Below are 21,544 nucleotides of genomic sequence, written 5' to 3'. Positions count from 1 at the left end.
TGAGAATTGATCTCATTATACAGATTCACGCAGCTGGACCCGGGGCAAAGCGCGAGGCGGGTCCGGGCAAGGCGCCCGGACCATCGGTCAAACCGCTCGAGGGAGCGGCCTAGAACCGCGTGCTGCGCGTGACCGACCAGCGCGCGGACAGCGCGCCAAGCGCGGCGGACGCGATCACCGCGCCGATCAGGACGGAGGCGCCGGGCAGGTGCAGGGCGAACTCAGCGCCGTAACTGCGGGCCAGCCCCAGCAGCGCCTCGTTCAGGGGCGACAGCGCGACGGACGCCACGCCAATCGCCAGCAACGAAGCCAGCGCGCCGGACAGCGCGCCCAGATACAGGAAGGGACGGCGCACGAAGGATTCGGTGGCGCCGACCAGCCGCGCCACGCCAATTTCCTCGCGTTGCGACAGCGCCTGCATGCGCACGGTGTTGAAGACGGTGGCCAGCACCACGACCGCCACGCACGCGGCCAGGAATCCCAGGCCGATCCGGGCAAAGCGCAGAATGGCTTCCAGCCGCTGGACCCACGCGCTGTCCAGTTGGACCAGGTCCACATGGTTCCATTGCTTCCAGGCCGAGGCCAGCGTGTCCGCGCGTCCGGCCAGGTTGTCGCCGTCTGCAAGCGTGACGACGACCGCGTCGGGCAGCGGGTTGCCCGGCAGCACGGCCAGCGCCTCTTGCCAGGCGGGGTTGGCGCGCAGGTCGGCCAGGGCGGTTTCGCGGCCCACGACACGCACGGCGCGCACCTCTTGCGAGTAGTCGTCCTTGATGCGCTTGGCGACGTCGGCGGCAGCACCGGCCGGGGCGTCCACGCGCATGTAGACCGTGACTTCCGGCGTGACGGACATTTCCCGCGCCACCGGTTGCACCGAAACCAGGATCGCGCTGCCCAACAGCGGCAGCGCCAGCGCAAGCGCCATCACCAGCAGGTTGGCGAGCGACGAGAAGGGTTGTTTGATCAGGCGGCGCAGGGTGACCAGCAGCGCGTAGCGGTGTTGCCGCAGCCAGGCGTTCATGCCGATTCTCCCGGATGGCCGAGGCCTGGCTCAGTGCGGCTGGCGCGGGCCGGCGCGGGACTGGCGGACGCCGAATGGGCGGCCGTGCCGTCACCCGGCGTCGCGGGGCCGTGGGAGTCCGCGAACTTGCCCGGCTCGATCCGCAGGGTGCGGGTGGCGTAGCGGGCCATGAGTTCCTGGTCGTGCGAGGCGATCAGCGTGGTGACGCCGACGCGGTTGAAGTCGCGGAACACGTTCATGATGCGTTGCGCGTTGTCGTGGTCGAGGTTGGCGGTGGGTTCGTCCGCGATCAGGATCGCGGGCCGATTGACGATGGCGCGGGCGATCGCCAGGCGCTGCTGTTCGCCGCCTGAGAGCTCGATGGGGTTGAGGTCTTCCTTGCCCGACAGCCCGACCTTGTCCAGCGCGGCGCGGGCGCGCGACGCGGCGGAATCCCAGGGGTGGCCCTGCACGGCCAGCGGCAGCATCACGTTTTCGAACGCGCTTCGATCGAACAGCAGGTGCGTGTCCTGCAGGATGACGCCCACCGCGCGGCGCAGGTACGGCCGGGCGCGCGCGGGCAGCTTGTCCAGACGCTGGCCGTTCACCTGGATGGAACCGCGGCTGGCGGGTTCAAGCCCGCCGATCAGCTTGAGCAGGGTGGACTTGCCGGCGCCGGACGGCCCCGATACGAAAACGAATTCTCCCGCGCTCACGCGGAAGTTGATGTCGGCCAGGATATTGCGGCCGCGACCATATGATTTGAATACGTGCTGGAATTCGATCATGGCGGCTGTCAGATGAAGCCGCCATAGTAACTCGGGGACAGTAAGGTGGCCTACATCTCTTGGCGAGGGTGTCCAAGGTCCGATTCATTCCGCCGGCTGAAACGCATGTTCGCAAAGCTGAAAGCGCGTCCCTGTTTTTAGTCAAAAACAGCGTTTCATTTCATCCAGTGTCCCTATATTTCAAGGGAATTCCCGGATGCGCCGCGTGCTTTGCGGACGCTACCATCCGCCCCATGCGTGGGCCCAACCCGGCCCTAGCTTTGGATTCCGCTTCATCCCACACGGAGATCACGATGAAAGTACTGAAACTCGCTGCCATTGGCGCTGCCTTGTTTGCTGCATCCTCGGCTGCCAACGCGGGCGCAACCTTCGATAACGTCAAAAAGAAAGGGTTTGTCCAGTGTGGGGTTTCGACGGGCATCCCGGGTTTCTCCATCGCCGACAGCAAGGGCGAATACAAGGGCATCGACGTGGACATGTGCCGCGCCATTGCCGCGACCATGTTTGGCGACGCCTCCAAGGTCAAGTTCACGCCGCTGAACACCCAGCAACGCTTCACCGCGCTGCAGTCCGGTGAAATCGACGTGCTGACCCGCAACACCACCGTCACGCTGACGCGCGACACGACGCTCGGCCTGATCGGCGTGGGCGTGAACTACTACGACAGCCAGGGCGTCATGGTCTCCAAGGACCTGAACGTCAAGAGCGCAAAGGAACTGAACGGCGCCACCATCTGCGTGCAGCCGGGCACCACCACCGAACTGAACCTCGCTGACTGGTTCCGCAGCCAGAAGATCGAATTCAAGCCGGTCGTGATCGACAAGTACGACGAAATCATCCGCGCCTTCTCGGCCGGCCGTTGCGACGCCTTCACGACCGACAAGTCGCAGCTCGCCTCGACCCGCACCACCCTCGAGAACCCGGACAAGTTCGTCATCCTGCCGGAAGACTTCTCCAAGGAGCCGCTGGGCCCGATGGTCCGCCAGGGCGACGAGCAATGGTTCAACATCGTGCGCTGGTCGCTGAACGCCATGCTGGAAGCCGAGGAATACGGCATCACCAAGGCCAACGTCGATGAAATGACCAAGAGCCCCAACCCCAACATCCAGCGCATCCTGGGCGTGACCCCGGGCATGGGCAAGAACCTGGGCGTGGACGACAAGTGGGCCTACAACATCATCAAGAGCGTGGGCAACTACGGTGAAAGCTTCGAATCCACGCTGGGCAAGAACAGCGCGATGAAGCTGGAGCGCGGCTTGAACGCTTCGTACAAGCAAGGTGGCTTGATGTACGGCTGGCCGGTGCGCTAACGCGCGGCTGCCTGGCATGGCGGAGCACGGCTCTCCGTCATGCCTAGGGCCTGTCTGCACAGGACGTGTATTCTGGACAGGCCCTAACCCGCCTTCGGGCGGGCGGCAGAAGTGGGTGGCGCGGCTTTTCCGGCATGCCACCCGGTGTCCGACTTCTGTAGATTCATCATGATGACTCCCAACAAAAACGCCCCGATTTCGGCACCCCCCCGGCGTCTGAACTGGAACGATCCCGGCGTACGCTCCGTGGTCTACCAGGTGATTGCGCTGACCGCGGTAGCCTGGGCCGTGTGGTTCCTGGTTTCAAACACGCTCCACAACCTGTCCGTGCGCAACATCGCCACGGGCTTCGGCTTCCTGAACCGCGAGGCCGGATTCGCCATCGGCGAAACCGCCGTCGCCTATTCCCCCTCAGACACCTACGGCCGCGCCATCGTGGTCGGCCTGCTCAACACGCTGCGCGTGGCCGTCCTCGGCATCGTGCTGGCGACCATTCTCGGCACGCTCATCGGCATCGGCCGCCTGTCCAAGAACTGGCTCGTGGCCAAGATCACCTCTGTGTATGTCGAGGTGATGCGCAACGTGCCGCTGCTGCTGCAGCTGTTCTTTTGGTATGCGCTGATCACCGAAAACATGCCGGGTCCGCGCCAGGCGCACAATCCGCTGCCGGGCGTGTTCATTTCCAACCGCGGCCTCAAGGTCCCGTCGCTGGAAGGCAACTCGTTCGACTGGATGCTCGGCGGACTTGGCCTGGCGATCGTCGCGATCATCATCCTGGGCCATTACGGCAAGAAACGCCACGAGGCCACCGGCCACATGTTCCCGCTGGGCCGCTGGGCCATTGGCTTGTTGATCGGTCTGCCGTTCATCGGCTGGCTGGTCAGCGGTGCATCGCTGACGCTGAACATGCCGGAGCTCAAGGGCTTCAACTTTGCAGGCGGTCTCACGCTGTCGCCGGAATTCGCCGCGCTGCTGGCCGGCCTGGTGATCTACACGTCGGCGTTCATCGCCGAGGTGGTGCGCTCGGGCATCCAGGCGGTCAACAACGGCCAATGGGAAGCCGCCGGCTCGCTGGGCCTGCCGCGCGCCAAGGTGCTGCGCCTGGTGATCCTGCCGCAAGCACTGCGCGTGATCATCCCCCCGATGACCAGCCAGTACCTGAACCTGACCAAGAACAGCTCGCTGGCCGTGGCCATCGGCTACCCCGACATCGTGTCGGTGGTGAACACGACGTTGAACCAGACGGGCCAGGCCATCGAGGGCATTCTCATCATCATGGGCGCGTATCTCACGGTCAGCCTGTCGATCTCGATCTTCATGAACTGGTACAACAAGCGCATCGCGCTGGTGGAGCGTTGATATGAGCAGCACTACGCATACCCCCAGCGAGGCCCTGCCGCCGCCCAGCAATCAGACGGGGCCGTGGGCGTGGCTCAAAACGCGCCTGTTTTCGTCGCCGCTGAACATCCTCATCACGGTGCTGCTGGCGTGGTTCCTGTTGATGTCCATCCCGGCGCTGGTCGAGTGGGCCTTCATCAAGGCAAGCTTTGACGCGGCCAATGCACAGGAGTGCCGCGCAGCCGGCGGCGCCTGCTGGGCGTTCATCATTGAAAAGCACCGGCTGATCCTGTTCGGCACCTATCCCTACGATGAGCAATGGCGGCCGCTGATCGCCACGGTCATCCTGGTGGCGGTGATCGTCTGCAGCGGCATCCGCCGCTTCTGGAACTGGAAGCTGGCCGTCATCTGGACCGTGGGCCTGACGGCCGTGGCGCTGCTGATGTGGGGCGGCGTGTTCGGCCTGACCTACGTGGAAAACGCGCGTTGGGGCGGTCTGCCGCTGACGCTCATCCTGTCCACGTTCGGCATCGCCTTCGCGTTCCCGATCGGCGTGCTGCTGGCCCTGGGCCGGCGCTCGAAGATGCCGGCCATCAAGGCGCTGTGCGTCGTGTACATCGAGCTGATCCGCGGCGTGCCGCTCATCAGCCTGCTGTTCATGTCGTCGGTGATGCTGCCGCTGTTCCTGCCGGAAGGCTTTTCGATCGACAAGCTCCTGCGCGCGCAGATCGCCATCATCATGTTCGCGGCGGCCTACATCGCGGAAACGGTGCGCGGCGGCCTGCAGGCCATCCCGAAGGGGCAGTACGAAGGCGCGGATTCGCTGGGCCTGAACTACTGGCAGCAGATGCGCAAGATCATCCTGCCGCAGGCGCTCAAGATCGTAATTCCGCCGCTGGTCAGCATTTTCATCGCGCTGTTCAAGGACACGTCGCTGGTGGTGATCATCGGTATCTTCGACCTGACGCTGGCGGCCAAGGCAGCCTTGTCCGACGCGGCATGGCGCGGATTCGGGGTGGAGGCGTACCTGTTCATTTCGCTGATCTACTTCGTCTTCTGCTTCTCCATGTCCAAATACAGCCAGGCGCTGGAAAAACGCCTGGCCACGGGTCACGCACGCTAGCAATTTGCCGCGCGTCCGCTGCAAGGCGGGCGCGCAAAGCGATACTTACGGGAGTACAGGCATGTCGGATGCCATTATTCGTTTGCAGGACGTGAACAAGTGGTACGGCCAGTTCCACGTGTTGCGCAACATCAACCTGGACGTCGCGCCAGGCGAGCGCATCGTGGTGTGCGGACCCTCGGGTTCGGGCAAGTCCACGATGATCCGCTGCATCAACCGCCTTGAAGAGCACCAGAAGGGCCACATCATCGTGGACGGTACGGAGCTCACCAATGACCTGAAGCACATCGAGACCATCCGCAAGGACGTGGGCATGGTGTTCCAGCACTTCAATCTTTTCCCGCACCTGACGGTGCTGGAAAACCTGACGCTGGGCCCCATGTGGGTGCTGAAGAAGCCGCGCGCGGAAGCCGAGGCCACCGCAATGAAGTACCTTGAGCGCGTGCGCATTCCGGAGCAGGCCAAGAAGTTTCCCGGCCAGTTGTCGGGCGGCCAGCAGCAGCGCGTTGCCATCGCGCGGTCGCTGTGCATGAATCCCAAGATCATGCTGTTCGATGAGCCGACCTCGGCGCTGGATCCGGAAATGGTGAAGGAAGTGCTGGACGTGATGGTCAGCCTGGCCCAGGAAAGCGGCATGACGATGATCTGCGTGACGCACGAAATGGGTTTTGCGCGCAAGGTCGCCAACCGCGTGATCTTCATGGACCGCGGCGAAATCATCGAACAGAACAACCCGGACGAGTTCTTCGACAACCCGCAGAACGAACGGACCAAGCTCTTCCTGAGCCAGATCCTGCACTGATCCGCCAAACCGCCTTCGGGCGGTTTTTTCATTGGCGGATGCCGGGTAATCGCGGGAATTCCGGGCGTTCTTGCCGGTAGCCCTTTGTTACCTCCGTCACGCCGGTGGGGTATGCTACTGACCGCCATTGATCCGGAGTGAGGAGAACACACCATGTCGAATACCCCCCGCAGCGCCGTGCGCCGCGCCCTGTTGCAAGGCGCCGTGGCGCTGGCCGCGACCCTGCCTTTCAGCGCCCCGGCGTTGGCCCAGGCTGCCGATTTCCCGTCGAAGCCGATCCGCTTCGTGGTGCCTTACCCGCCCGGTGGCCCGCTGGACACGATGGCGCGCATGCTGGCCGAGAAGGTGCGCGGCTCGCTGGGTCAGCCGGTGATCGTGGAAAACCGGTCGGGTGCGGGCGGCAACATCGGCGCGGACCTGGTGGCCAAGGCTCAGCCTGACGGCTACACGCTGGTGATGGGCGCGGTGGCCACGCACGCGATCAATCCGTGGCTGTTCGCCAACCTGCCGTACGACCCGGTCAAGGATTTCGCGCCGGTGACGATCGTGGCGGCGGTGCCGAACGTCCTGGTGATGAACGTGGAGTTCGCGCAGAAGAACAAGATCGAGAAGCTGGCGGACCTGATCGATTACGCCAAGAAGAATCCGGGCAAGCTGAACTATGGTTCGGGCGGCAACGGCAGCGCGGGCCATCTGTCGGGCGAGCTGCTGAAGGCGCGCGCGGGAATCAGCGTCGAGCACATCCCCTACCAGGGCGCGGCGCCGGCGCAATTGGCGCTGCTGTCGGGCCAGTCGGATTTCATGTTCGACAACCTGGCGGCGTCGGCGCCGCTGATCAAGGACGGCAAGGTGAAGGCGCTGGCGGTGACGACGGCGCAGCGTTCGTCGTTGCTGGCTGATGTTCCGACGGTTGAAGAATCGGGCGTGAAGGGCTTTGACCTGGGCACGTGGTTTGGCGTGTTCACGACGGGTGGCACGCCGGCGCCGGTGGTGGCCAAGCTGAACAAGGCATATGCCGATGCGATGGCGCAACCCGACGTGAAGCAGCGTCTGCTGACCATGGGTTCCGAGGCGGGCTCGATGACGCCGGAGGCGTTTGCCGAGTTCGTGAAGGCCGAGATGGCGAAGTATCAGGAGATCGTGAAGATCTCGGGCGCCAGCCTGAATTGATGGCGCGGGCAATGGGCATCTTTAATAGGATGCCTACCAGCCCATCGCGTAAGCGGGGCGGCGCGGGTCCGCGCCACCCCAGCGCACGCCGGTGTTGAGATCGTGCCGGACCATGCAGACGGCGCCGGCCCGCCAGCTATGGCCGTTCCACCACTTCACGGTGTGGCCTAGCGCGGCAAGCGCGTCGCCCGCGCCGCGCGCAATCAGGTCTTCGATCATCAGCCGGCCCGGCATCGCATTGTGCGGCTCGAACGACGACGGAAAGCTGAAGCTGGCAAAGCGCGGTGCCTCGACCGCCTGCTGCACGTCCATGCCGAACACCTCCATGTTCAGGAACGTCTGCAGCATGGCCTGGCACTGCACGTCGCCGCCTGGCGTACCGAAAGGCATGACGTACTGGCCGGGCCGGATGGCCAGCGAGGGGTTGGGCGTCAACCTTGGCCTGCGGCCCGGTCCGATGGCGCAGGGATGGCCGGCCTCGGCCCAGGATTGGCTGCCGCGTCCCGACGCGCAGATGCCGGTGCCAGGAATGACGGGCACGTTGTAGGAGCCATCGCTGGGCGTTGCCGAAAACGCGTTGCCGTCCCTGTCGACGACCGCCACATAAGACGTATCCAGGCGTGGATCCGTGCGCGCCATGTCATCGGGCCCGGCCTCGCGCAGGTCGATGTCCCGCGCGTGGGGAAGCCGGCCCGCCGGCGGCATGTCCGGACCTGCGCGATCCATGGCGATCATGGCCAGCCTTTCGCGCGCATAGTCCTTGGACAGCAGCGCCGCTTGCGGCACCTGCGCATGGCGCGGATCGGCGTAATGCACCTCGCGGTCGGCGAAGGCCAGTTTGATGGCTTCGGTCAGCAGATGCACATAGGGGGCGGAGTTGTGGCCCAGCGCGCGCAAGTCGCACGGCTCCAGGATGTTCAGCATCTGTAGCAGCGAGGGGCCCTGGCACCAGAAGCCGCAGCTATGCACCTGCGTGCCGTTGAACTCGGTGGACAGCGCCCGCTCGACCTCCACAGAAAAACCGCGCAAGTCCTCGTGGGTGATCAGCCCGCCTTCCTCGCGGTGATACTTGACGATCGCGGCGGCAATGTCGCCTTCGTAGAACGCGCGGCGCGCGGCGGCCAGGCCCGCCACGCGGCTGTTCCCGGGATGTGCGCGCTCTTCGTCCGCCATGTACTGGATGCTGCGCGCCAGGTCGGCCTGACGGAATAGCGATCCCGCCTCGGGCGGCTTGCCGCCCGGCAGATAGATGGCCGCGCTGGATGTCCACCGCGCGTAGTTCTTCTGGTTTTCAGCCAGCACTTCGGCCATCAGCGGATACATGACGAAGCCGTCGCGCGCCAGCCGGATGGCCCCGGCCGCGACCTCGCCGAAACTCATGGTGCCGAACCGTTCCAGCGCCGTGATCCATGCGTCGGGCGCCGCCGGAATGACGGTGCGCAGCACGCCCGCCGGGATCGTGCCGCCGTGCTTGTCCAGAAACGTCTCCAGCCGCGCCGCCTGCGGCCAGTAGCCAAGCCCGGAAATGCTCCACACCTTTTGCGCCTTGGCCTGGTAGACGAGGATGGGGGCGACGCCGCCGAAGTTGACGATGTCGCTCTGGACCACGCCCAACGCGATGCCCGCCGCCACGCCCGCGTCGACGGCGTTGCCGCCGGCCTGCAGGATGTCCATGCCGGCCTGCGTGGCCAGATAGTGGCCGGCCGAGATCATGTGATTGACGCCGGCGAGCGCGGGGCGCATCGAGGTGGGGGCGCTTCCCGCGGTCAGGTCCGGGGCGTAGGGAGGATTGGACATCGAAGACTCCGGTCGGAAGAGGGGGCTTGCGTGCCTGCGCGGGTTCAATCGGTCATTGCGGGGAGATGCCCAGCTTTTGCGTCACGTCCTGCCAGCGCTTGAACTCGGCGTGCAGAAAGCGGCTGAATTCGTCGGGTGAGGTGCCTTGCACCATCACGTCGCGTCCTTCCATGGCGGTGCGCACTTCTGCGCTGGACAAGGCGGATTTCGTGGCCTTGTACAGACCGTCGACGATCTGCGGCGGGGTGCCCTTGGGCACCAGCAGGCCGTACCAGGAACCGCCAACCAGGTTTGGATAGCCGGCTTCCTTGGCGGTGGGAATCTCGGGCGCCCGATCCAGGCGTTTTTCGCTGAAGATCGCCAGCGCCTTCAGCTTGCCGTTGCGGATGAAGGTCAGCGTGGTGCCCGGCGTGTCCAGCGTGTATTGCACCTGGCCGGCGATAACGTCGTTGAGCAGCGCGGCGCTGCCGCGGTAGGGGACGTGCATGGTCTTGATCCCGGCATCCATGTTCAGCTGCTCGGAGAAAAAGAAATTGGCGGTCATGATGCCCGGCGACGCGTAATTGACCTCGCCGGGACGGCTGCGCGCGTACGCCACCAGTTCAGGCAGCGTGTTCGGCGGAAAGGCCGGGTTCGCGACCAGAATGAAGGGGCCGCCGCCGACCAGGGTGACCGGGATCAGGTCGTTCATGGGATCGTATTGCAGGTCCTTGACCGTGAGCGGGGCCCCGGTCAGCGGCGACGCCGTGGCGAACAGCACGGTGTAGCCATCGGGCTCGGCCCGCACGACCTGCTGGGTTGCGATGGTGCCGCTGGCCCCGGCGCGGTTCTCGACCACGACGGGCTGCTTGATCTCCAGGCTGAGTTGCTGCGCCAGCATGCGCGCCACCGTGTCCGTGCCACCGCCCGGCGGGTAGCCGACGATCATGCGTATCGGCTTGGCGGGCCATGCCTGGGCCGACGCCGCAACGGGCAGTGCGGCGGCCAGCAGGCCGGCAAGGCCGCACAAGGCAGCGAGGGCGCGGCGGCGCGCGGGACGTGTGGCGAGTGCTCGAATGATCATGGATGACTCCTGGACGCTTCTTGCTGACCGATACCTTCGCAGACCTCGGCCGTTGTCGGATCCCGCGCCGCCTCGATGCGTGGCGTTCCGGCTGCGGCGGCGCAGCCGGAACGTGCCGGTCTACTTGTTCGCGGCCAGCCCCAGCTTGCGCACGATTTCCGCTTCCAGCGCGTACTGCTGCGCGGCATAGGCGGCGTAGTCCTTGCCGTCCAGGTAGACCAGTTCCTGGCCGTATTGCGTCAGGATCTGCTTGAAGGCATCGGATTCGGCCACCTGCTTGAAGATGGCATGCAGCTTGGCGACGACGGCGGGCGGCATGTCCTTCGGACCGGCGATGCCGAACGGCGCGTTGGCGGGCGGCGTGCCGTCAATTTCATGCAGCGTGGGCGTGTCCGGGTACTGCGCGCTGCGCTGTTCGCCCCAGGTCACCAGCATGCGCATCTTTCCCGACTGCACCTGCGGCTGCACGGTCGTCGAACCGGCGTAAGCCGTCACCTGCCCGCCCATCACCGCGGTCAGCACTTCGGATTCGCCTTTGTACGGAATGTGGCGCCAGGTCACGCCGTTGCGTCCGGCGATCTCTTCCATCATCACGTTGGATGCGCTGCCGACGCTGGCTGTACCGTAGGTGACTTCGTTCGGATGCTGTTTCGCATAGCGGATGAAATCTGCCCACGTCTTGTGCGGCGAGCCGGCGGGCACCGCCACGCCCAATGTGTAGCCGCTGAGCATCATGACGTAGGTGAAGTCGCGTGTCGGGTCGTAGCCCATATCCTGGATGTGCGGCATGCGATAGACCGGGCTGGGCAGGACGGCCAGCGTGTAGCCATCGGGGCGCGCGGTCTTGATGGCGCGTGCGCCCATGGTTGCGCCGGCTCCCCCGCGGTTCTCGATGACGATGGCCTGTCCCAGTTCGGGCGCGGCTAGTTCGGCAAATTTGCGGATCACGGTGTCGGTGGAGCCGCCTGCCTGATAGGGCACGATGATGTGAATCGGCTGGGCGGGGAAGGGCGCGGCCGTGGCCAGGGGCGCCGCGAGGGCAGCACCGGCAAGCGCAAGGGCGCGCGGCGCGCGGGCCACGCAAGCGAACGCGGCGGTAAGGGTGCGGTGCAGACGCAGGGTCATGATGTTCTCCATTCGAATCAGGCGGTGGCCCAGGCCTGCGCGAACGCGCGCTGGAAGTTTTCGCCAAGCACGCCCAGGATCTGGCTGTCCGTCAGGCCGGCTGCATGCAGCGCGTGGGTAAACGCGGGAAATTGCGCCGGCGTCGGCGTTTCGACGGGGTAGCGCGCTTCCATCACGTCGCCAAAGGCATCGGAGAAGTCGCCGCCCGATTTCGCGTACTTGGTGCGCGACATCACCATCACATGGCGCACGGCCTCGTAGGTGTCGACCGACGGAAAATCGGTGCCGATGCCCACGTGTTCGTAGCCGACCAGTTCGCCGATGTACTTCACGTTGGCGACGAAGTCCGACAGCAGCGGCTGCTGGCGGGGATCGCCGCGCCAGCTCAGGTAGGCATGGATGCTGCATCCGACGACGCCGCCCGTCGCGGCGACCGCCTTGATGACGTCGTCCGACTTGTTGCGCGGCCGGGTGATCACGGCGTTGGCGTTGGCGTGGGTCAGCAGCACGGGTTTGCTGCTGTGCCGTGCGGCGTCCAGGCAGGTCTGCGGCGCGCAGTGGCTGAGGTCGATGGCGATGCCCACGCGGTTCATCTCCGCCACCATCTTCACGCCCAGGTCGCTCAGGCCGGCGTTGCGCTTTTCCAGGCAACCGTCGCCCAGCAGATTGGCCTCGTTATAGGTCAGCTGAATGACGCGCATGCCCAATTCATGGAACAAGGCGACGCGGTCGATCTGATCGCCCAGGGGTTTGCCGTTCTGCCAGCCCATGATGAGGCCCAGCTTGCCCGTCTGCTTGGCGCGCGCGATGTCCTCGGCCGTTTCCACCAGCAGCCAGGACGAGTCCGGCGCGGCGCAGCGTTGGCGCCAGGTCATGCAGTCGCGCAGCGCCTGCTCGAAGTCCGCGCCCATGTCGCTGACCGTGACGTTGATGGCGCTGACGCCGCCGGCCAGCATGTCGCGGGTGCTGCCGTCGCTGAAGAAAACCAGACCGTCGACGACGGTGGCGCGGCGATGCAGGTCGGCGCTGTGGCTATCCATTAAAGAACTCCCCTTGGTTGTATGAATGTTTTCAATGCGTGTCCGTCAGGTCCCGTAGCGGCCGTAGCGGAACGGATGCAGGTCGATGGCGGGCGTGTCGCCCTGGATCAACTGCGCCATCACCTCGCCCGCCGCCGGGCCGATGCCGAAACCGTGGCCCGAGAAACCGGAAGCAAGGTAGAGCCCGGGCAGGCCGGGCACCGCATCCATGACAGGCATCGCGTCGGGCGTGACATCGATGTAGCCGGCCCAGGACTGCGCGATGCGCGCTTCGCGGAATGCGGGAAAGGCGTGCACCAGCCTGCGCCAGGCTTGCGCCACACCGCGACTGGACGGCGACGGATCCAGCACGCGATGCCGTTCGAAAGGCGATTCGCGGTCGGCCGGGAAATGGGTCGGGATCTTCAGTTCCTCGAAGAAGCGCTTGCCGAAACGCAGCCGCACGAAGCTGCTGTTGGCCCGCCACGCGTTGAAGAAATGCGGCATCAGGCGGAAGGTGTCGGGCACCACATCGGCCATCGACGCGCCGAACTGCGACACCGAATAGCCGCCATCTGCGCGCCTGCGGCAGGTGAAGTCCTTGCCATTGATCGCCGCCTGCGGCCCCGCGTCGAGCGGCGTCGTGCGCAGCACGGAACCGCGCACCTTCAACTGGGGAAAGTCGGCGCCCAGATTGCCGCAGAAGAGCCGCGACCAGGCGCCGGCCGCCACCAGCACCGACTGCGTGGCAACGCGGCCGCGCTCCGTGATCAAGGCGCTGACGCGGCCCGCGCTGCGCTCCACGCCACGCACGGCGCATTGCTCAAAGATGTGCGCGCCCGCGGCGCGCGCCAGCGAGGCGATGCCGCGCGTCGCCAGCTGCGGTTCGGCGACCCCGTCCGTCGGGCTGTACATGGCGCCCGTCCAGGCGCGTCCGGTCGACGGCAGCATGTCCTGCACCGTGCGGCGATCCAGCAGGCGCGCATCCACGCCATGCGCGCGCGCCCCGTCCAGCCACGCCTGATGGCCGGCCGCGTCCGCGTCGTTTTCCTGCAGGTAGAAGATGCCGCTTCGGCGGAATCCCACGTCCACCTTTTCCTGGATCTCTGCCCACAGCCGGTTGGCGCGCTGAGCCAGCGGCACTTCCGGCAGATCGCGGCCCAGCGTGCGCACCCAGCCCCAATTGCGCGACGACTGTTCGCAGGCCAGCGTGCCTTTCTCGAACACGGCAACCCGCAGTCCGGCGCGCGCGAGGGAATAAGCCGCGCTGATGCCGATGATGCCCCCGCCAACAATGGCGACGTCGACCGAGGCTGGTAGCGCCGGGGCCGTCGCGGAAGTTGAGGCGGGAGCGGCGGATGGCGCCGGCGTTTGAGGCGGATGCAGTTGCATGTAGACCCGGATTGATTAAATATCGCTATTCGATAACAATCTACGTATATCGATAACGCCGAGTATTTTTATACTGCTCGCCGGGCCCGGCCACAACGTAAGGGTTTCCCTAGGCAGCCTGACTTTGCGGCTGGCCGCGGGCAAACTCCGTCCTTGCTATCCAAACAGAATCCGAATGTCTGAACCTTCCGCCTTGTTGATCCAGTCGCTGGAAAAAGGGCTCGCCGTGCTCGAGTCCTTCCGGGGGCACGCCTCTTTGAGCCTTCAGGAGATGGCCCGCGAAAACGGCATCACCATCGGCTCGGCCCAGCGCGTGGCTTACACGCTGGAAAAAACCGGCTACCTGTTCAAGGACCCGCGCAGCAAGCGCTACAGCATGACGGTCAAGGCCGTGGGGCTGGGCTACAGCTATCTCTACCGGCAGCCCTTGTTCCAGCACGCGCATGCGGTGCTGCACCAGGTCAACCAGGAGTGCGGCGAGATCGTCAATCTTGCCGTGCCCGACGGCGACAACATGGTGTTCGTCATGCGCGTCGCGCCGGCCAGGCACATTCCCGAGTACCTGCCGGTGGGGACGCAGATCCCGTGCGTGGCGACCGCGTCGGGGCGCGCGCTATGGGCGGAGTTGCCGCCGGATGAACTCGATCTCAGGTTGCGCAGCGTGACGTGTGCGAAGTACACGCCGCACACCACCACCGATATCGACCGGCTGCGCGCGCTGATCGAAGCGGCAAGACGGGACCAGTACGCCTATGCCGACGAAGAGTTCTTCGCCGGGGATCTGAATGTCGCGGCGGTGGTTTATGGGGACAACGGCGATCCGCTCGGTGCGGTCAACATATCGGTGCCCAAACCGCGCTGGTCGCTGGCGCGGGCGCGGGAGGAACTGGGGCCGCTGGTGATCCGGGCAGCCAGGGCGATCAGCAAGCGAAATTGATGCTGATCGCACGTGATGCTGGGAATTACCAGCGATAGCGCAGCGTCGCCATGACAGTGCGCTCCGCGCCCCAGTAGCAGCTCACGGCCGTGCCCAGGCAGTTGGCCACGTAACGCTTGTCGAACAGATTGGACACGTTCAACGCGACCTGCGCGCCGGCGAGAGCCGGGCTGGCGCGGCCCAGATCGTAGCGGATCGCGGCATCGACCAACGTCACGGCCGGAATGGCGTAGTTGTTGTTCAGGTCGCCATAGAAGCCGCCGCGGTACGTCACGCCGGCGCCCAGGCCCACGCCTTGCAATGGGCCGTCGCGCAGCGTGTAGTCTGCCCACAGGGCGGCCTGATGGCGCGGCACGAAGTTGAGCTGATTGCCGCGCTGCGCGGGATTGTTGCTCTTGGTGATCTCGCTGTCGCTCAGCGCGTAAGACATCGTCAGATCCAGGCCATTGTCGAAACTGGCCTTGCCCTCCAGCTCCAAGCCCTGCACCTGAACCCGGCCGGTCTGCACGACAAAGCTGGTATTGACCGGGTCCGGCGTGCTGACGTTGTTCTGGTTGATCTGGAACGCCGACAGCGTCACGAAGCTGGCGTACCCGTTGGGCTGGAACTTGATGCCGGCCTCGTACTGCTCACCTGTTGTTGGCTTGAGCGGCGAGCCGTCGCGCAGCACGCCCGTCACGGGCTGGAAAGACGTGGAATAGCTCAGATAGGGTGCCAGGCCGTTGTCAAAGCGATACGTGACGCCAAGCCGGCCGGTGAAGCGGTTGGCGTCGGCATCGCGCGAGGTCCATGCCCACTGCCCGGCGCTGCCGCGCGCGCCGGTGTCGGTGGTGCCTTCGGTCCAGTCGTAACGGCCCACCAGCGTAAACAGCAGCCGGTCAAGTTCGATCTGGTCCTGCGCGTACACCCCCAACTGGTTGCGCGTCATGTTGATCTTGGTGGCCGTGGGCGGGCGCGTCACCGGCGTGCCGTAGTCGGGATTGAACACGTCGAACAGCGGCGACGCCGGCGGCAGCATCAGTCCCAGACTGCTTTCGTTGTAGCGCGACTTTTCCCGCAGGTAATCCAGGCCGAAGGTGAGGTCATGGCGCGTGGGGCCGGCCGTGAACTTGGCATTCAACTGGTTGTCGACCTGGAACGCATGCGATGTCTCGGGGAAGGCCCAGGCGTACCGGATCGCCTGGGTTTCCGACGCCATGGCGCCGATCTGCACGCGGCGGGTGTTGGTGTCCACGTTGGTATAGCGCGCGCTTTGCCGCACGCTCCAGGTGTCGTTCAGGCGGTGGTCCAGCGTATAGCCCACCATGGTCTGCTCGTTGGTGAAGATGTCGTAGCCCGGTTCGCCCACGAAGCGGTCGCGCGGAATGTAGCCGGCGCTGCTCTTTTCCAGCGTCCCGATGACCGGCAGCACGGGCGCGCCGCCGCCACCGTGACTCGTGATCTTCTGGTACTGCACGTTCAGATTCAGGCTGGTGTCAGACGACGGGCGCCACGTGAAGCTGGGTGCGATGAACTGGCGTTCGTCGTCGACATGCTGGTACTGCGTGTCGCTATCGCGCAAGGTGCCGGTCAGGCGATACAGGAATTTGCCTTCGTCGTCGGCCGGACCGGAAAAGTCGAACGATCCCTGGTACCGGTTGAAGCTGCCCGCCTGCAGGACGACTTCATTGATCGGCTCGGCGGTGGGACGCTTGCTGGTCATGTTCACCAGCCCGCCCGGGGCGCTCTGGCCGTAAAGGCCGGACGACGGTCCCTTCAGGATCTCTATCCGTTCCAGCCCATAGGTGTCGATGCGCGGCTGCGCATATCCCCGCGCGCCAAAGGGCAGGAGCAGGCCATCCAGATAGCGCGCCGGGGTGAACCCGCGGATGGTCAGCCAGTCATAGCGCACGTCGTTGTCGCCGTATTGGGCGAAGATGCCCGGCGTGTAGCGGACGGCCTGCGCCAGCGAGGTCACGCCGCGCCAGTCCATTTCATTGCGGGTGATGACATTGATGGTCTGGGGCGTGTCGATCAGGGCGGCGTCAGACTTGGTGCCAGACCGGCTGCGCGTGGCGACGAAATCGGCGCCGGAGGTCGGTGACGCGTCGCTCGTTCCTTGCACCACGACCGGCGACAGCGTGGAGACATCGGCGGCGGCCGACGGAGCGGACTGCGCCGCGACGGACGCGGACGCCGCAAAGGCTGCGAGCAATGCCAACGGCAACGGCTTGACGGAGAAGAACACGGGGGCTACCACCTGATCAATTTATAATTAACAAGAATCATTCCTGTGCGACGGCATGATTCCAGAAGCGCCGCCGGATGTCTGACGATTTCGCGGCGCCAATTGACGGTTTTGCTGCACTCAACGCAATTGCGCTTGTTACCCATGCCCGCTGTGCTTTCGCTCGACCCGTATACCGCGCCAGCCAAGCCCCACGAATGGTGGCGGGGCACACTTCCCACAGTGCCCGCGACGCAGGATTGGGAAGACGTCATCCAGTGCGTGGTGCGCGTCGAGGAAGGCGTCAGCGTGGTGGTGCTGGACGGTTGCCCATCGGCGGCGCTGACGATTCCGGCGCCGGGCGCACCGGTGTTCGGCATGCAGGTATGGCTCGAAGGCGAGGCCACGCTGGCGCTGGAGGGCGGAAAACCCCTGAAAGTGTCCGGGGGCGCGGCGCTGCTCTTCAACCACGAGCAGCCAGTGGGCTGGACCACGCACCTTTACGCGAAACAACGTGTGCGGATGCTGGATATCCGTTACACGCCCGACGCGCTCGCCCGGGCAGGCGACTCGGCGCCCATCACCCTGCTGACCCAGCGGTTTCGCCATGACGTCAGTGTGCCGACCCACGGATCACTGGTGGCGACGCGCGATGCGCCCGCCAGTCTGCTGGCGCTGGCCGCCGAAATTTCCCGTGACGCGCCGGCGACGCCCGAGGCGCGCCGGATCTGGTACCGCGCCAAGTCGCTCGAAACACTGGCTGCCTTTGTGGAACTGCTTTCCGTGCCGGAAGCGCTGAAGGGGCCCGCCGCAGCGCAGCGTCAGCAGGTGCAGCAAGCTTGCCGCCTGCTGCGGGAACGCTGCTCGGAACAATGGCCGCCTGGGCGTGTTGCGCGGATGGTGGGTTTGTCCGAAAGACGGCTTCAGGAATTGATGCGCGAAAGCGTCGGCCGTTCGGTTCACGCCTATCTGAGCGACGCGCGGCTGGTTCGCGCCTCGGACCTGCTGCGCAGCGGCATGAGCGTGACGCAGGTGGCCGGCGACTTGGGGTATTCAAGCCTCAGTCATTTCAGCAAGATCTTCAAGGCACGATACGGCGCATCGCCACGCGCCTGGTAATGCGCTGAACGTGCGCCGCGGGAACGTCGTTCAACCGATGCGCATCAAACCGCCGGCCCCTTCATCAACCACTGCAACATCCTCTGCAGCGAAGCGCGGTCATATTCCGCATCGGTAAGCCGGTATTGCTCCGGATCGCGGTTCACCCACGAATCGGTCACCGTCCATGCATCGCCGTCCTGCTCCAGCCGCAGCGCATAAATCCAGTTGCCGGTCCAACTGCGATGCAAACGCAGCCAGCCGTCATGCAGGTAGATGAACCATTTGTCTTCCATCTCCTGCGGAATCACGCCCTGCCGCAGGCGGGCGTACTCGTCGGCGGTATAACGCCCCTGAAAATGCAGCGGTTCACGTTGCGCCGGCGCGGGCAGGTGTTTCCAGGAGTCTTGGGTGGCGATGGGCATGTATGGGCTTCTGTTCTATGCTGGTTTTTTTCGCATACTACCAAGGCCCCGCCATGCACCTGCAAGCCGCCATTCCGATCCTGCGCATTTTCTCGGTGGAAAAGGCGCGCGATTTCTACTTGGATTTCCTCGGGTTCACCTGGGATTGGGAGCATCGCTTCGAAGCGGGTTTTCCGCTGTACGCGCAGGTGCATCGCGGCGATCTGATATTGCATCTGTCCGAGCATCATGGCGATGCGACGCCGGGGTCGGCGGTGTTTGTGCGGATGCAGGGCGTCGATGAATTCCACGCAGAGGTCAGCGCCAGGAAGTATGCCTACATGCGGCCCAGCGTCGAGGAGATGCCGTGGGGGCGCGTGATGGCGGTGATCGATCCGTTTGGCAATCGGCTGAGCTTCTGCGAGTCGCAGGACTAGCCGCCGCAGGCTAAACCCCCAGATAGCGGTGCGCCAGGTCGGGCTGCGCGGCCAGTTCGGCGGGGCTGCCTTGCCAGACGACGCGACCCTTTTCCAGGACGTGGTGGCGGTCCACCAAGGTGGCCATTTCCTTGAGGTTCTTGTCGATCACAAGAATGGTCTGGCCTTCTTCCTTCAAGCGGCGCAGGCAGTTCCAGATTTCCTGACGGATCAGGGGCGCCAAGCCTTCGGTGGCTTCGTCCAGGATGAGCAGGCGCGGGTTGATGAGCAGGGCGCGGCCGACGGCCAGCATCTGCTGTTCGCCGCCGGACAGCGTGCGAGCGGATTGGGTGCGGCGTTCCTTCAGGCGCGGGAACAGGTCGAAGACCCGGCCTACGTGCCAGCCGGCGCGGGTGTTGCGGGCGGTGGCGATCAGGTTTTCCTCCACGGACAATGACCCGAACACGCGGCGGCCTTCGGGAACGAGGCCGATGCCCAGCTGCGCGATGCGGTGCGGGGCCATGCCGGTGATGGGCTTGCCGTCGAGCAGGATGGCGCCGCCCTGCGCGGGCAGCATGCCCATCAGGGTCTTGACGGTCGTGGTCTTGCCCATGCCGTTGCGGCCGATCAGCGAGACGACCTGCCGGGGCGCGATGTCCAGGTCGACGCCGAAGAGCACTTTGCTGGCGCCGTAGCCGCCTAGCAGTTGGTTGACTTGCAGCATCAGTCCTCCTCGCCCAGGTAGGCGGCGCGCACGTCGGGATGGCGGCGCACCTCGTCGGGCGTGCCGGTGAAGATGGTTTTGCCGTAAACCAGCACGGTGACGCGGTCGGCCAGCGCGAAGACGGCGTCCATGTCGTGTTCGACCAGCAGAATGGCGTAGCGGCCTTTCAAGGTCTGGAGCAGCGCGGTCATGCGTTGCGATTCCTCGGCGCCCATGCCGGCCGTCGGTTCATCCAGCAGCAGCACGGACGCGTCCAGTGACAGCGCCATGGCCAGTTCCAGCTGGCGCTTCTCACCGTGCGCCAACGCCGACACGCGCACGCCGGCGCGTCCGGCCAGGCCGACGCGTTCGAGCGCGTCGCGCGCCGGCTCGCGCAGCCGGGCCATGCGCCGCGCGTTGCGCCACAGGTTGAAGCCGCCGGGGCTGTGCGCCTGCACGGCCATGGCGACGTTGTCTTCGGCGGTGAAATCGGGGTAGAGCTGGCTGATCTGAAACGACCGGGCCAGGCCTGCGGCCGGACGCCGGTGGGCGGGCATGCGCGTGATGTCGGCGCCGTCGAGCCAGATGCTGCCGGCGTCAGGCAGGATTTCACCGCTGATCTGCGACAGCAGCGTGGTCTTGCCCGCGCCGTTGGGGCCGATGAGGGCGTGCAGCTCGCCGGGCCGGACCGCCAGGTCGACGCCCTGCGTGGCCTGCACGGCGCCAAAGGATTTCTGCAGGTCGCGGATCTCCAGTTTGGGATTCGTCATGGCTTGCCTCCCGCCAGCCAGCCGTACACGCCGCGTTTGCCGAAGAGCACCACGAGGACCAGCACGGGTCCCAGGATCAGCATCCAGTGCTCGGTCCAGCCGGTGGCGACCTGCTCCAGGCCCAGGTACACCGCCACGCCGAGCACGGGGCCGAAGATCGATCCCATGCCGCCCAGAATCACCATGGCCATCAGCTCGCCGGATTTCTGCCAGGCCGACATGTCGGGGCTGACGAAGAGCGCGTAGTTGGCCCACAGCACGCCGGCAAGCCCGGTGCCGGCGGCCGACAGCACGAACGCCGTGAGGCGATAGCGCAGCGGCGCGAGGCCCAGTGCGATGCTGCGGCGCGGATTCTGCTTGATGCTTTGCAGCGCCATGCCGAAGGGCGAATTGACGATGCGCCGGCACACGATGATCCAGACGGTCATGAGCGCCAGGCACACGTAATAGAAGGTGGCCGGATCGTTCACGTTCAGTCCCGGTAGCGTGTTGCGCGCGTCGATGGACAAGCCGTCGTCGCCGCCATAGACCATCAGTCCGACGAGGATGAAGTACAGCATCTGCCCGAAGGCGAGCGTGATCATGATGAACTGCACGCCGGAAGTGCGCAGCGACAGAAAGCCCACAACCAGCCCGGCCAGCGCGGCAACCGCGACGGCGAGCGGCCACATGATCAGCGCGGCATTGCTGCCGCTCCAGCCAAAGATCGTCTCGCCCATGTTGACGTGGTACGCAGCGATGCCGATGACGTAGCCGCCCAGTCCGAAGAACGCGGCGTGACCGAAGCTGACCATGGCGCCGTAGCCCAGGATCAGGTCCAGGCTGACGGCCGCGATGGCGTAGATGAGAAAGCGCGTCATGAGGTTGACGAGAAAGCTTTCGCCCGTGGCCTGCGCGATGGCCGGCACCAGCACGAAAAGCAGCAGCCCGATGGCGTTGACGATGACGCTGCGGGTGAGGCGCGGCCTGCCCGCGGAGTCGCTGTCGGACAGCGCCGCGGCATGGCGGTGGCGTGCGGCGGTCGCGTCCTGGGTGTCAGACACCGGGGCCACTGCGGCAGACGTTGGAGTTGGTCTGGTCATGAAT

At 65.4% G+C, this 21,544-nt stretch carries 20 protein-coding genes; 8 read left to right on the top strand and 12 right to left on the bottom strand.

Annotated elements, in window-relative coordinates:
* Window positions 1–109: 109 nt before the first annotated feature.
* Together CLM73_RS26185 and CLM73_RS26180 are read right to left on the bottom strand one after the other, a co-directional pair.
* Window positions 110–1,018 (bottom strand): cell division protein FtsX, encoded by a 909-nt coding sequence (locus CLM73_RS26185; protein WP_105240919.1) that lies wholly within the window; start codon window positions 1,016–1,018, stop codon window positions 110–112.
* Window positions 1,015–1,785: a cell division ATP-binding protein FtsE gene (locus CLM73_RS26180; protein WP_105240918.1), complete on the bottom strand. Its 771-nt coding sequence runs from the start codon at window positions 1,783–1,785 to the stop codon at window positions 1,015–1,017. Before CLM73_RS26180 ends, CLM73_RS26185 begins: the two co-directional genes overlap by 4 nt.
* Before the next feature lie 293 nt (window positions 1,786–2,078).
* Here CLM73_RS26180 and CLM73_RS26175 point away from each other — a divergent pair, with 293 nt between their 5' ends.
* From CLM73_RS26175 to CLM73_RS26155, 5 genes are all read left to right on the top strand, one after another.
* A complete protein-coding gene (locus tag CLM73_RS26175) occupies window positions 2,079–3,095 on the top strand; it encodes an amino acid ABC transporter substrate-binding protein (protein WP_105240917.1) in 1,017 nt (338 codons plus the stop codon).
* 168 nt (window positions 3,096–3,263) lie between these two features.
* A complete protein-coding gene (locus CLM73_RS26170; protein ID WP_105240916.1) occupies window positions 3,264–4,454 on the top strand; it encodes an amino acid ABC transporter permease in 1,191 nt (396 codons plus the stop codon).
* Window position 4,455: 1 nt separating this feature from the next.
* Window positions 4,456–5,556 (top strand): amino acid ABC transporter permease, encoded by a 1,101-nt coding sequence (locus CLM73_RS26165; RefSeq protein ID WP_056559725.1) that lies wholly within the window; start codon window positions 4,456–4,458, stop codon window positions 5,554–5,556.
* 61 nt (window positions 5,557–5,617) lie between these two features.
* Window positions 5,618–6,358: an amino acid ABC transporter ATP-binding protein gene (locus tag CLM73_RS26160; RefSeq protein ID WP_056559723.1), complete on the top strand. Its 741-nt coding sequence runs from the start codon at window positions 5,618–5,620 to the stop codon at window positions 6,356–6,358.
* A gap of 153 nt (window positions 6,359–6,511) precedes the next feature.
* Entirely contained in the window at window positions 6,512–7,528 is a 1,017-nt protein-coding gene (locus CLM73_RS26155) for a Bug family tripartite tricarboxylate transporter substrate binding protein (protein ID WP_105240915.1), read from the top strand.
* Between the two features lie 33 nt (window positions 7,529–7,561).
* On the opposite strand, the gene CLM73_RS26150 is transcribed toward CLM73_RS26155, so the two are convergent.
* The 5 genes from CLM73_RS26150 to CLM73_RS26130 form a co-directional block, all read right to left on the bottom strand.
* Window positions 7,562–9,325, bottom strand: a complete 1,764-nt coding sequence (locus tag CLM73_RS26150; RefSeq protein WP_105240914.1) for a gamma-glutamyltransferase family protein — start codon at window positions 9,323–9,325, stop codon at window positions 7,562–7,564.
* 52 nt (window positions 9,326–9,377) lie between these two features.
* Complete coding sequence (locus CLM73_RS26145) at window positions 9,378–10,388, bottom strand: Bug family tripartite tricarboxylate transporter substrate binding protein (protein ID WP_105240913.1); 1,011 nt, start codon at window positions 10,386–10,388, stop codon at window positions 9,378–9,380.
* Between the two features lie 120 nt (window positions 10,389–10,508).
* The gene (locus CLM73_RS26140) at window positions 10,509–11,513 is read right to left on the bottom strand and encodes a tripartite tricarboxylate transporter substrate binding protein (protein WP_234015760.1); all 1,005 of its coding nucleotides are present in this window, start codon (window positions 11,511–11,513) and stop codon (window positions 10,509–10,511) included.
* Window positions 11,514–11,530: 17 nt separating this feature from the next.
* Window positions 11,531–12,553 (bottom strand): dipeptidase, encoded by a 1,023-nt coding sequence (locus CLM73_RS26135; RefSeq protein ID WP_105240912.1) that lies wholly within the window; start codon window positions 12,551–12,553, stop codon window positions 11,531–11,533.
* Window positions 12,554–12,598: 45 nt separating this feature from the next.
* Window positions 12,599–13,924, bottom strand: coding sequence for an NAD(P)/FAD-dependent oxidoreductase (locus CLM73_RS26130; protein WP_105240911.1), 1,326 nt, complete (start codon window positions 13,922–13,924; stop codon window positions 12,599–12,601).
* Between the two features lie 175 nt (window positions 13,925–14,099).
* Here CLM73_RS26130 and CLM73_RS26125 point away from each other — a divergent pair, with 175 nt between their 5' ends.
* Window positions 14,100–14,861 carry an IclR family transcriptional regulator gene (locus CLM73_RS26125; protein ID WP_199778209.1) on the top strand — a complete coding sequence of 254 codons (762 nt, stop codon included), beginning with the start codon at window positions 14,100–14,102 and terminating at the stop codon, window positions 14,859–14,861.
* Window positions 14,862–14,886: 25 nt separating this feature from the next.
* Here the strand turns inward: CLM73_RS26125 and CLM73_RS26120 are convergent, their stop codons facing one another.
* On the bottom strand, window positions 14,887–17,088 hold the full coding sequence (locus CLM73_RS26120; protein ID WP_105241730.1) for a TonB-dependent siderophore receptor: 2,202 nt from the start codon (window positions 17,086–17,088) through the stop codon (window positions 14,887–14,889).
* 102 nt (window positions 17,089–17,190) lie between these two features.
* Between CLM73_RS26120 and CLM73_RS26115 the strand changes: the two genes are divergently transcribed.
* Window positions 17,191–18,186, top strand: a complete 996-nt coding sequence (locus CLM73_RS26115) for a helix-turn-helix transcriptional regulator (protein ID WP_234015759.1) — start codon at window positions 17,191–17,193, stop codon at window positions 18,184–18,186.
* A gap of 44 nt (window positions 18,187–18,230) precedes the next feature.
* Here CLM73_RS26115 and CLM73_RS26110 read toward each other — a convergent pair whose 3' ends face one another.
* Window positions 18,231–18,590 (bottom strand): hypothetical protein, encoded by a 360-nt coding sequence (locus tag CLM73_RS26110; RefSeq protein ID WP_105240909.1) that lies wholly within the window; start codon window positions 18,588–18,590, stop codon window positions 18,231–18,233.
* A 53-nt stretch (window positions 18,591–18,643) separates the two neighbouring features.
* Between CLM73_RS26110 and CLM73_RS26105 the strand changes: the two genes are divergently transcribed.
* On the top strand, window positions 18,644–19,006 hold the full coding sequence (locus CLM73_RS26105; RefSeq protein WP_105241729.1) for a glyoxalase superfamily protein: 363 nt from the start codon (window positions 18,644–18,646) through the stop codon (window positions 19,004–19,006).
* 10 nt (window positions 19,007–19,016) lie between these two features.
* Here CLM73_RS26105 and CLM73_RS26100 read toward each other — a convergent pair whose 3' ends face one another.
* The 3 genes from CLM73_RS26100 to CLM73_RS26090 are packed head-to-tail and all read right to left on the bottom strand — an operon-like array spanning window position 19,017 to window position 21,540.
* A complete protein-coding gene (locus CLM73_RS26100; protein WP_105240908.1) occupies window positions 19,017–19,709 on the bottom strand; it encodes an ABC transporter ATP-binding protein in 693 nt (230 codons plus the stop codon).
* Window positions 19,709–20,458 (bottom strand): ABC transporter ATP-binding protein, encoded by a 750-nt coding sequence (locus CLM73_RS26095; RefSeq protein WP_105240907.1) that lies wholly within the window; start codon window positions 20,456–20,458, stop codon window positions 19,709–19,711. Before CLM73_RS26095 ends, CLM73_RS26100 begins: the two co-directional genes overlap by 1 nt.
* On the bottom strand, window positions 20,455–21,540 hold the full coding sequence (locus tag CLM73_RS26090; RefSeq protein ID WP_234015758.1) for a branched-chain amino acid ABC transporter permease: 1,086 nt from the start codon (window positions 21,538–21,540) through the stop codon (window positions 20,455–20,457). The genes CLM73_RS26095 and CLM73_RS26090 overlap by 4 nt, the downstream gene beginning before the upstream one ends.
* Window positions 21,541–21,544: the final 4 nt, after the last annotated feature.

Origin of the sequence: Achromobacter spanius (assembly GCF_002966795.1) — a bacterium.
Taxonomy (GTDB): domain Bacteria; phylum Pseudomonadota; class Gammaproteobacteria; order Burkholderiales; family Burkholderiaceae_B; genus Achromobacter; species Achromobacter spanius_D.
The sequence above is the reverse complement of the archived record's forward strand: the minus strand, read 5'-3'. Positions and strand labels throughout refer to the sequence as shown.

What these genes read in the sequence shown, in the direction of transcription:
- CLM73_RS26185 (WP_105240919.1), bottom strand. Translation starts at nt 1,018, where the DNA reads ATGAACGCCTGGCTGCGGCAACACCGCTACGCGCTGCTGGTCACCCTG.
- CLM73_RS26180 (WP_105240918.1), bottom strand. Translation starts at nt 1,785, where the DNA reads ATGATCGAATTCCAGCACGTATTCAAATCATATGGTCGCGGCCGCAAT.
- CLM73_RS26175 (WP_105240917.1), top strand. Translation starts at nt 2,079, where the DNA reads ATGAAAGTACTGAAACTCGCTGCCATTGGCGCTGCCTTGTTTGCTGCA.
- CLM73_RS26170 (WP_105240916.1), top strand. Translation starts at nt 3,264, where the DNA reads ATGATGACTCCCAACAAAAACGCCCCGATTTCGGCACCCCCCCGGCGT.
- CLM73_RS26165 (WP_056559725.1), top strand. Translation starts at nt 4,456, where the DNA reads ATGAGCAGCACTACGCATACCCCCAGCGAGGCCCTGCCGCCGCCCAGC.
- CLM73_RS26160 (WP_056559723.1), top strand. Translation starts at nt 5,618, where the DNA reads ATGTCGGATGCCATTATTCGTTTGCAGGACGTGAACAAGTGGTACGGC.
- CLM73_RS26155 (WP_105240915.1), top strand. Translation starts at nt 6,512, where the DNA reads ATGTCGAATACCCCCCGCAGCGCCGTGCGCCGCGCCCTGTTGCAAGGC.
- CLM73_RS26150 (WP_105240914.1), bottom strand. Translation starts at nt 9,325, where the DNA reads ATGTCCAATCCTCCCTACGCCCCGGACCTGACCGCGGGAAGCGCCCCC.
- CLM73_RS26145 (WP_105240913.1), bottom strand. Translation starts at nt 10,388, where the DNA reads ATGATCATTCGAGCACTCGCCACACGTCCCGCGCGCCGCCGCGCCCTC.
- CLM73_RS26140 (WP_234015760.1), bottom strand. Translation starts at nt 11,513, where the DNA reads ATGACCCTGCGTCTGCACCGCACCCTTACCGCCGCGTTCGCTTGCGTG.
- CLM73_RS26135 (WP_105240912.1), bottom strand. Translation starts at nt 12,553, where the DNA reads ATGGATAGCCACAGCGCCGACCTGCATCGCCGCGCCACCGTCGTCGAC.
- CLM73_RS26130 (WP_105240911.1), bottom strand. Translation starts at nt 13,924, where the DNA reads ATGCAACTGCATCCGCCTCAAACGCCGGCGCCATCCGCCGCTCCCGCC.
- CLM73_RS26125 (WP_199778209.1), top strand. Translation starts at nt 14,100, where the DNA reads ATGTCTGAACCTTCCGCCTTGTTGATCCAGTCGCTGGAAAAAGGGCTC.
- CLM73_RS26110 (WP_105240909.1), bottom strand. Translation starts at nt 18,590, where the DNA reads ATGCCCATCGCCACCCAAGACTCCTGGAAACACCTGCCCGCGCCGGCG.
- CLM73_RS26105 (WP_105241729.1), top strand. Translation starts at nt 18,644, where the DNA reads ATGCACCTGCAAGCCGCCATTCCGATCCTGCGCATTTTCTCGGTGGAA.
- CLM73_RS26100 (WP_105240908.1), bottom strand. Translation starts at nt 19,709, where the DNA reads ATGCTGCAAGTCAACCAACTGCTAGGCGGCTACGGCGCCAGCAAAGTG.
- CLM73_RS26095 (WP_105240907.1), bottom strand. Translation starts at nt 20,458, where the DNA reads ATGACGAATCCCAAACTGGAGATCCGCGACCTGCAGAAATCCTTTGGC.
- CLM73_RS26090 (WP_234015758.1), bottom strand. Translation starts at nt 21,540, where the DNA reads ATGACCAGACCAACTCCAACGTCTGCCGCAGTGGCCCCGGTGTCTGAC.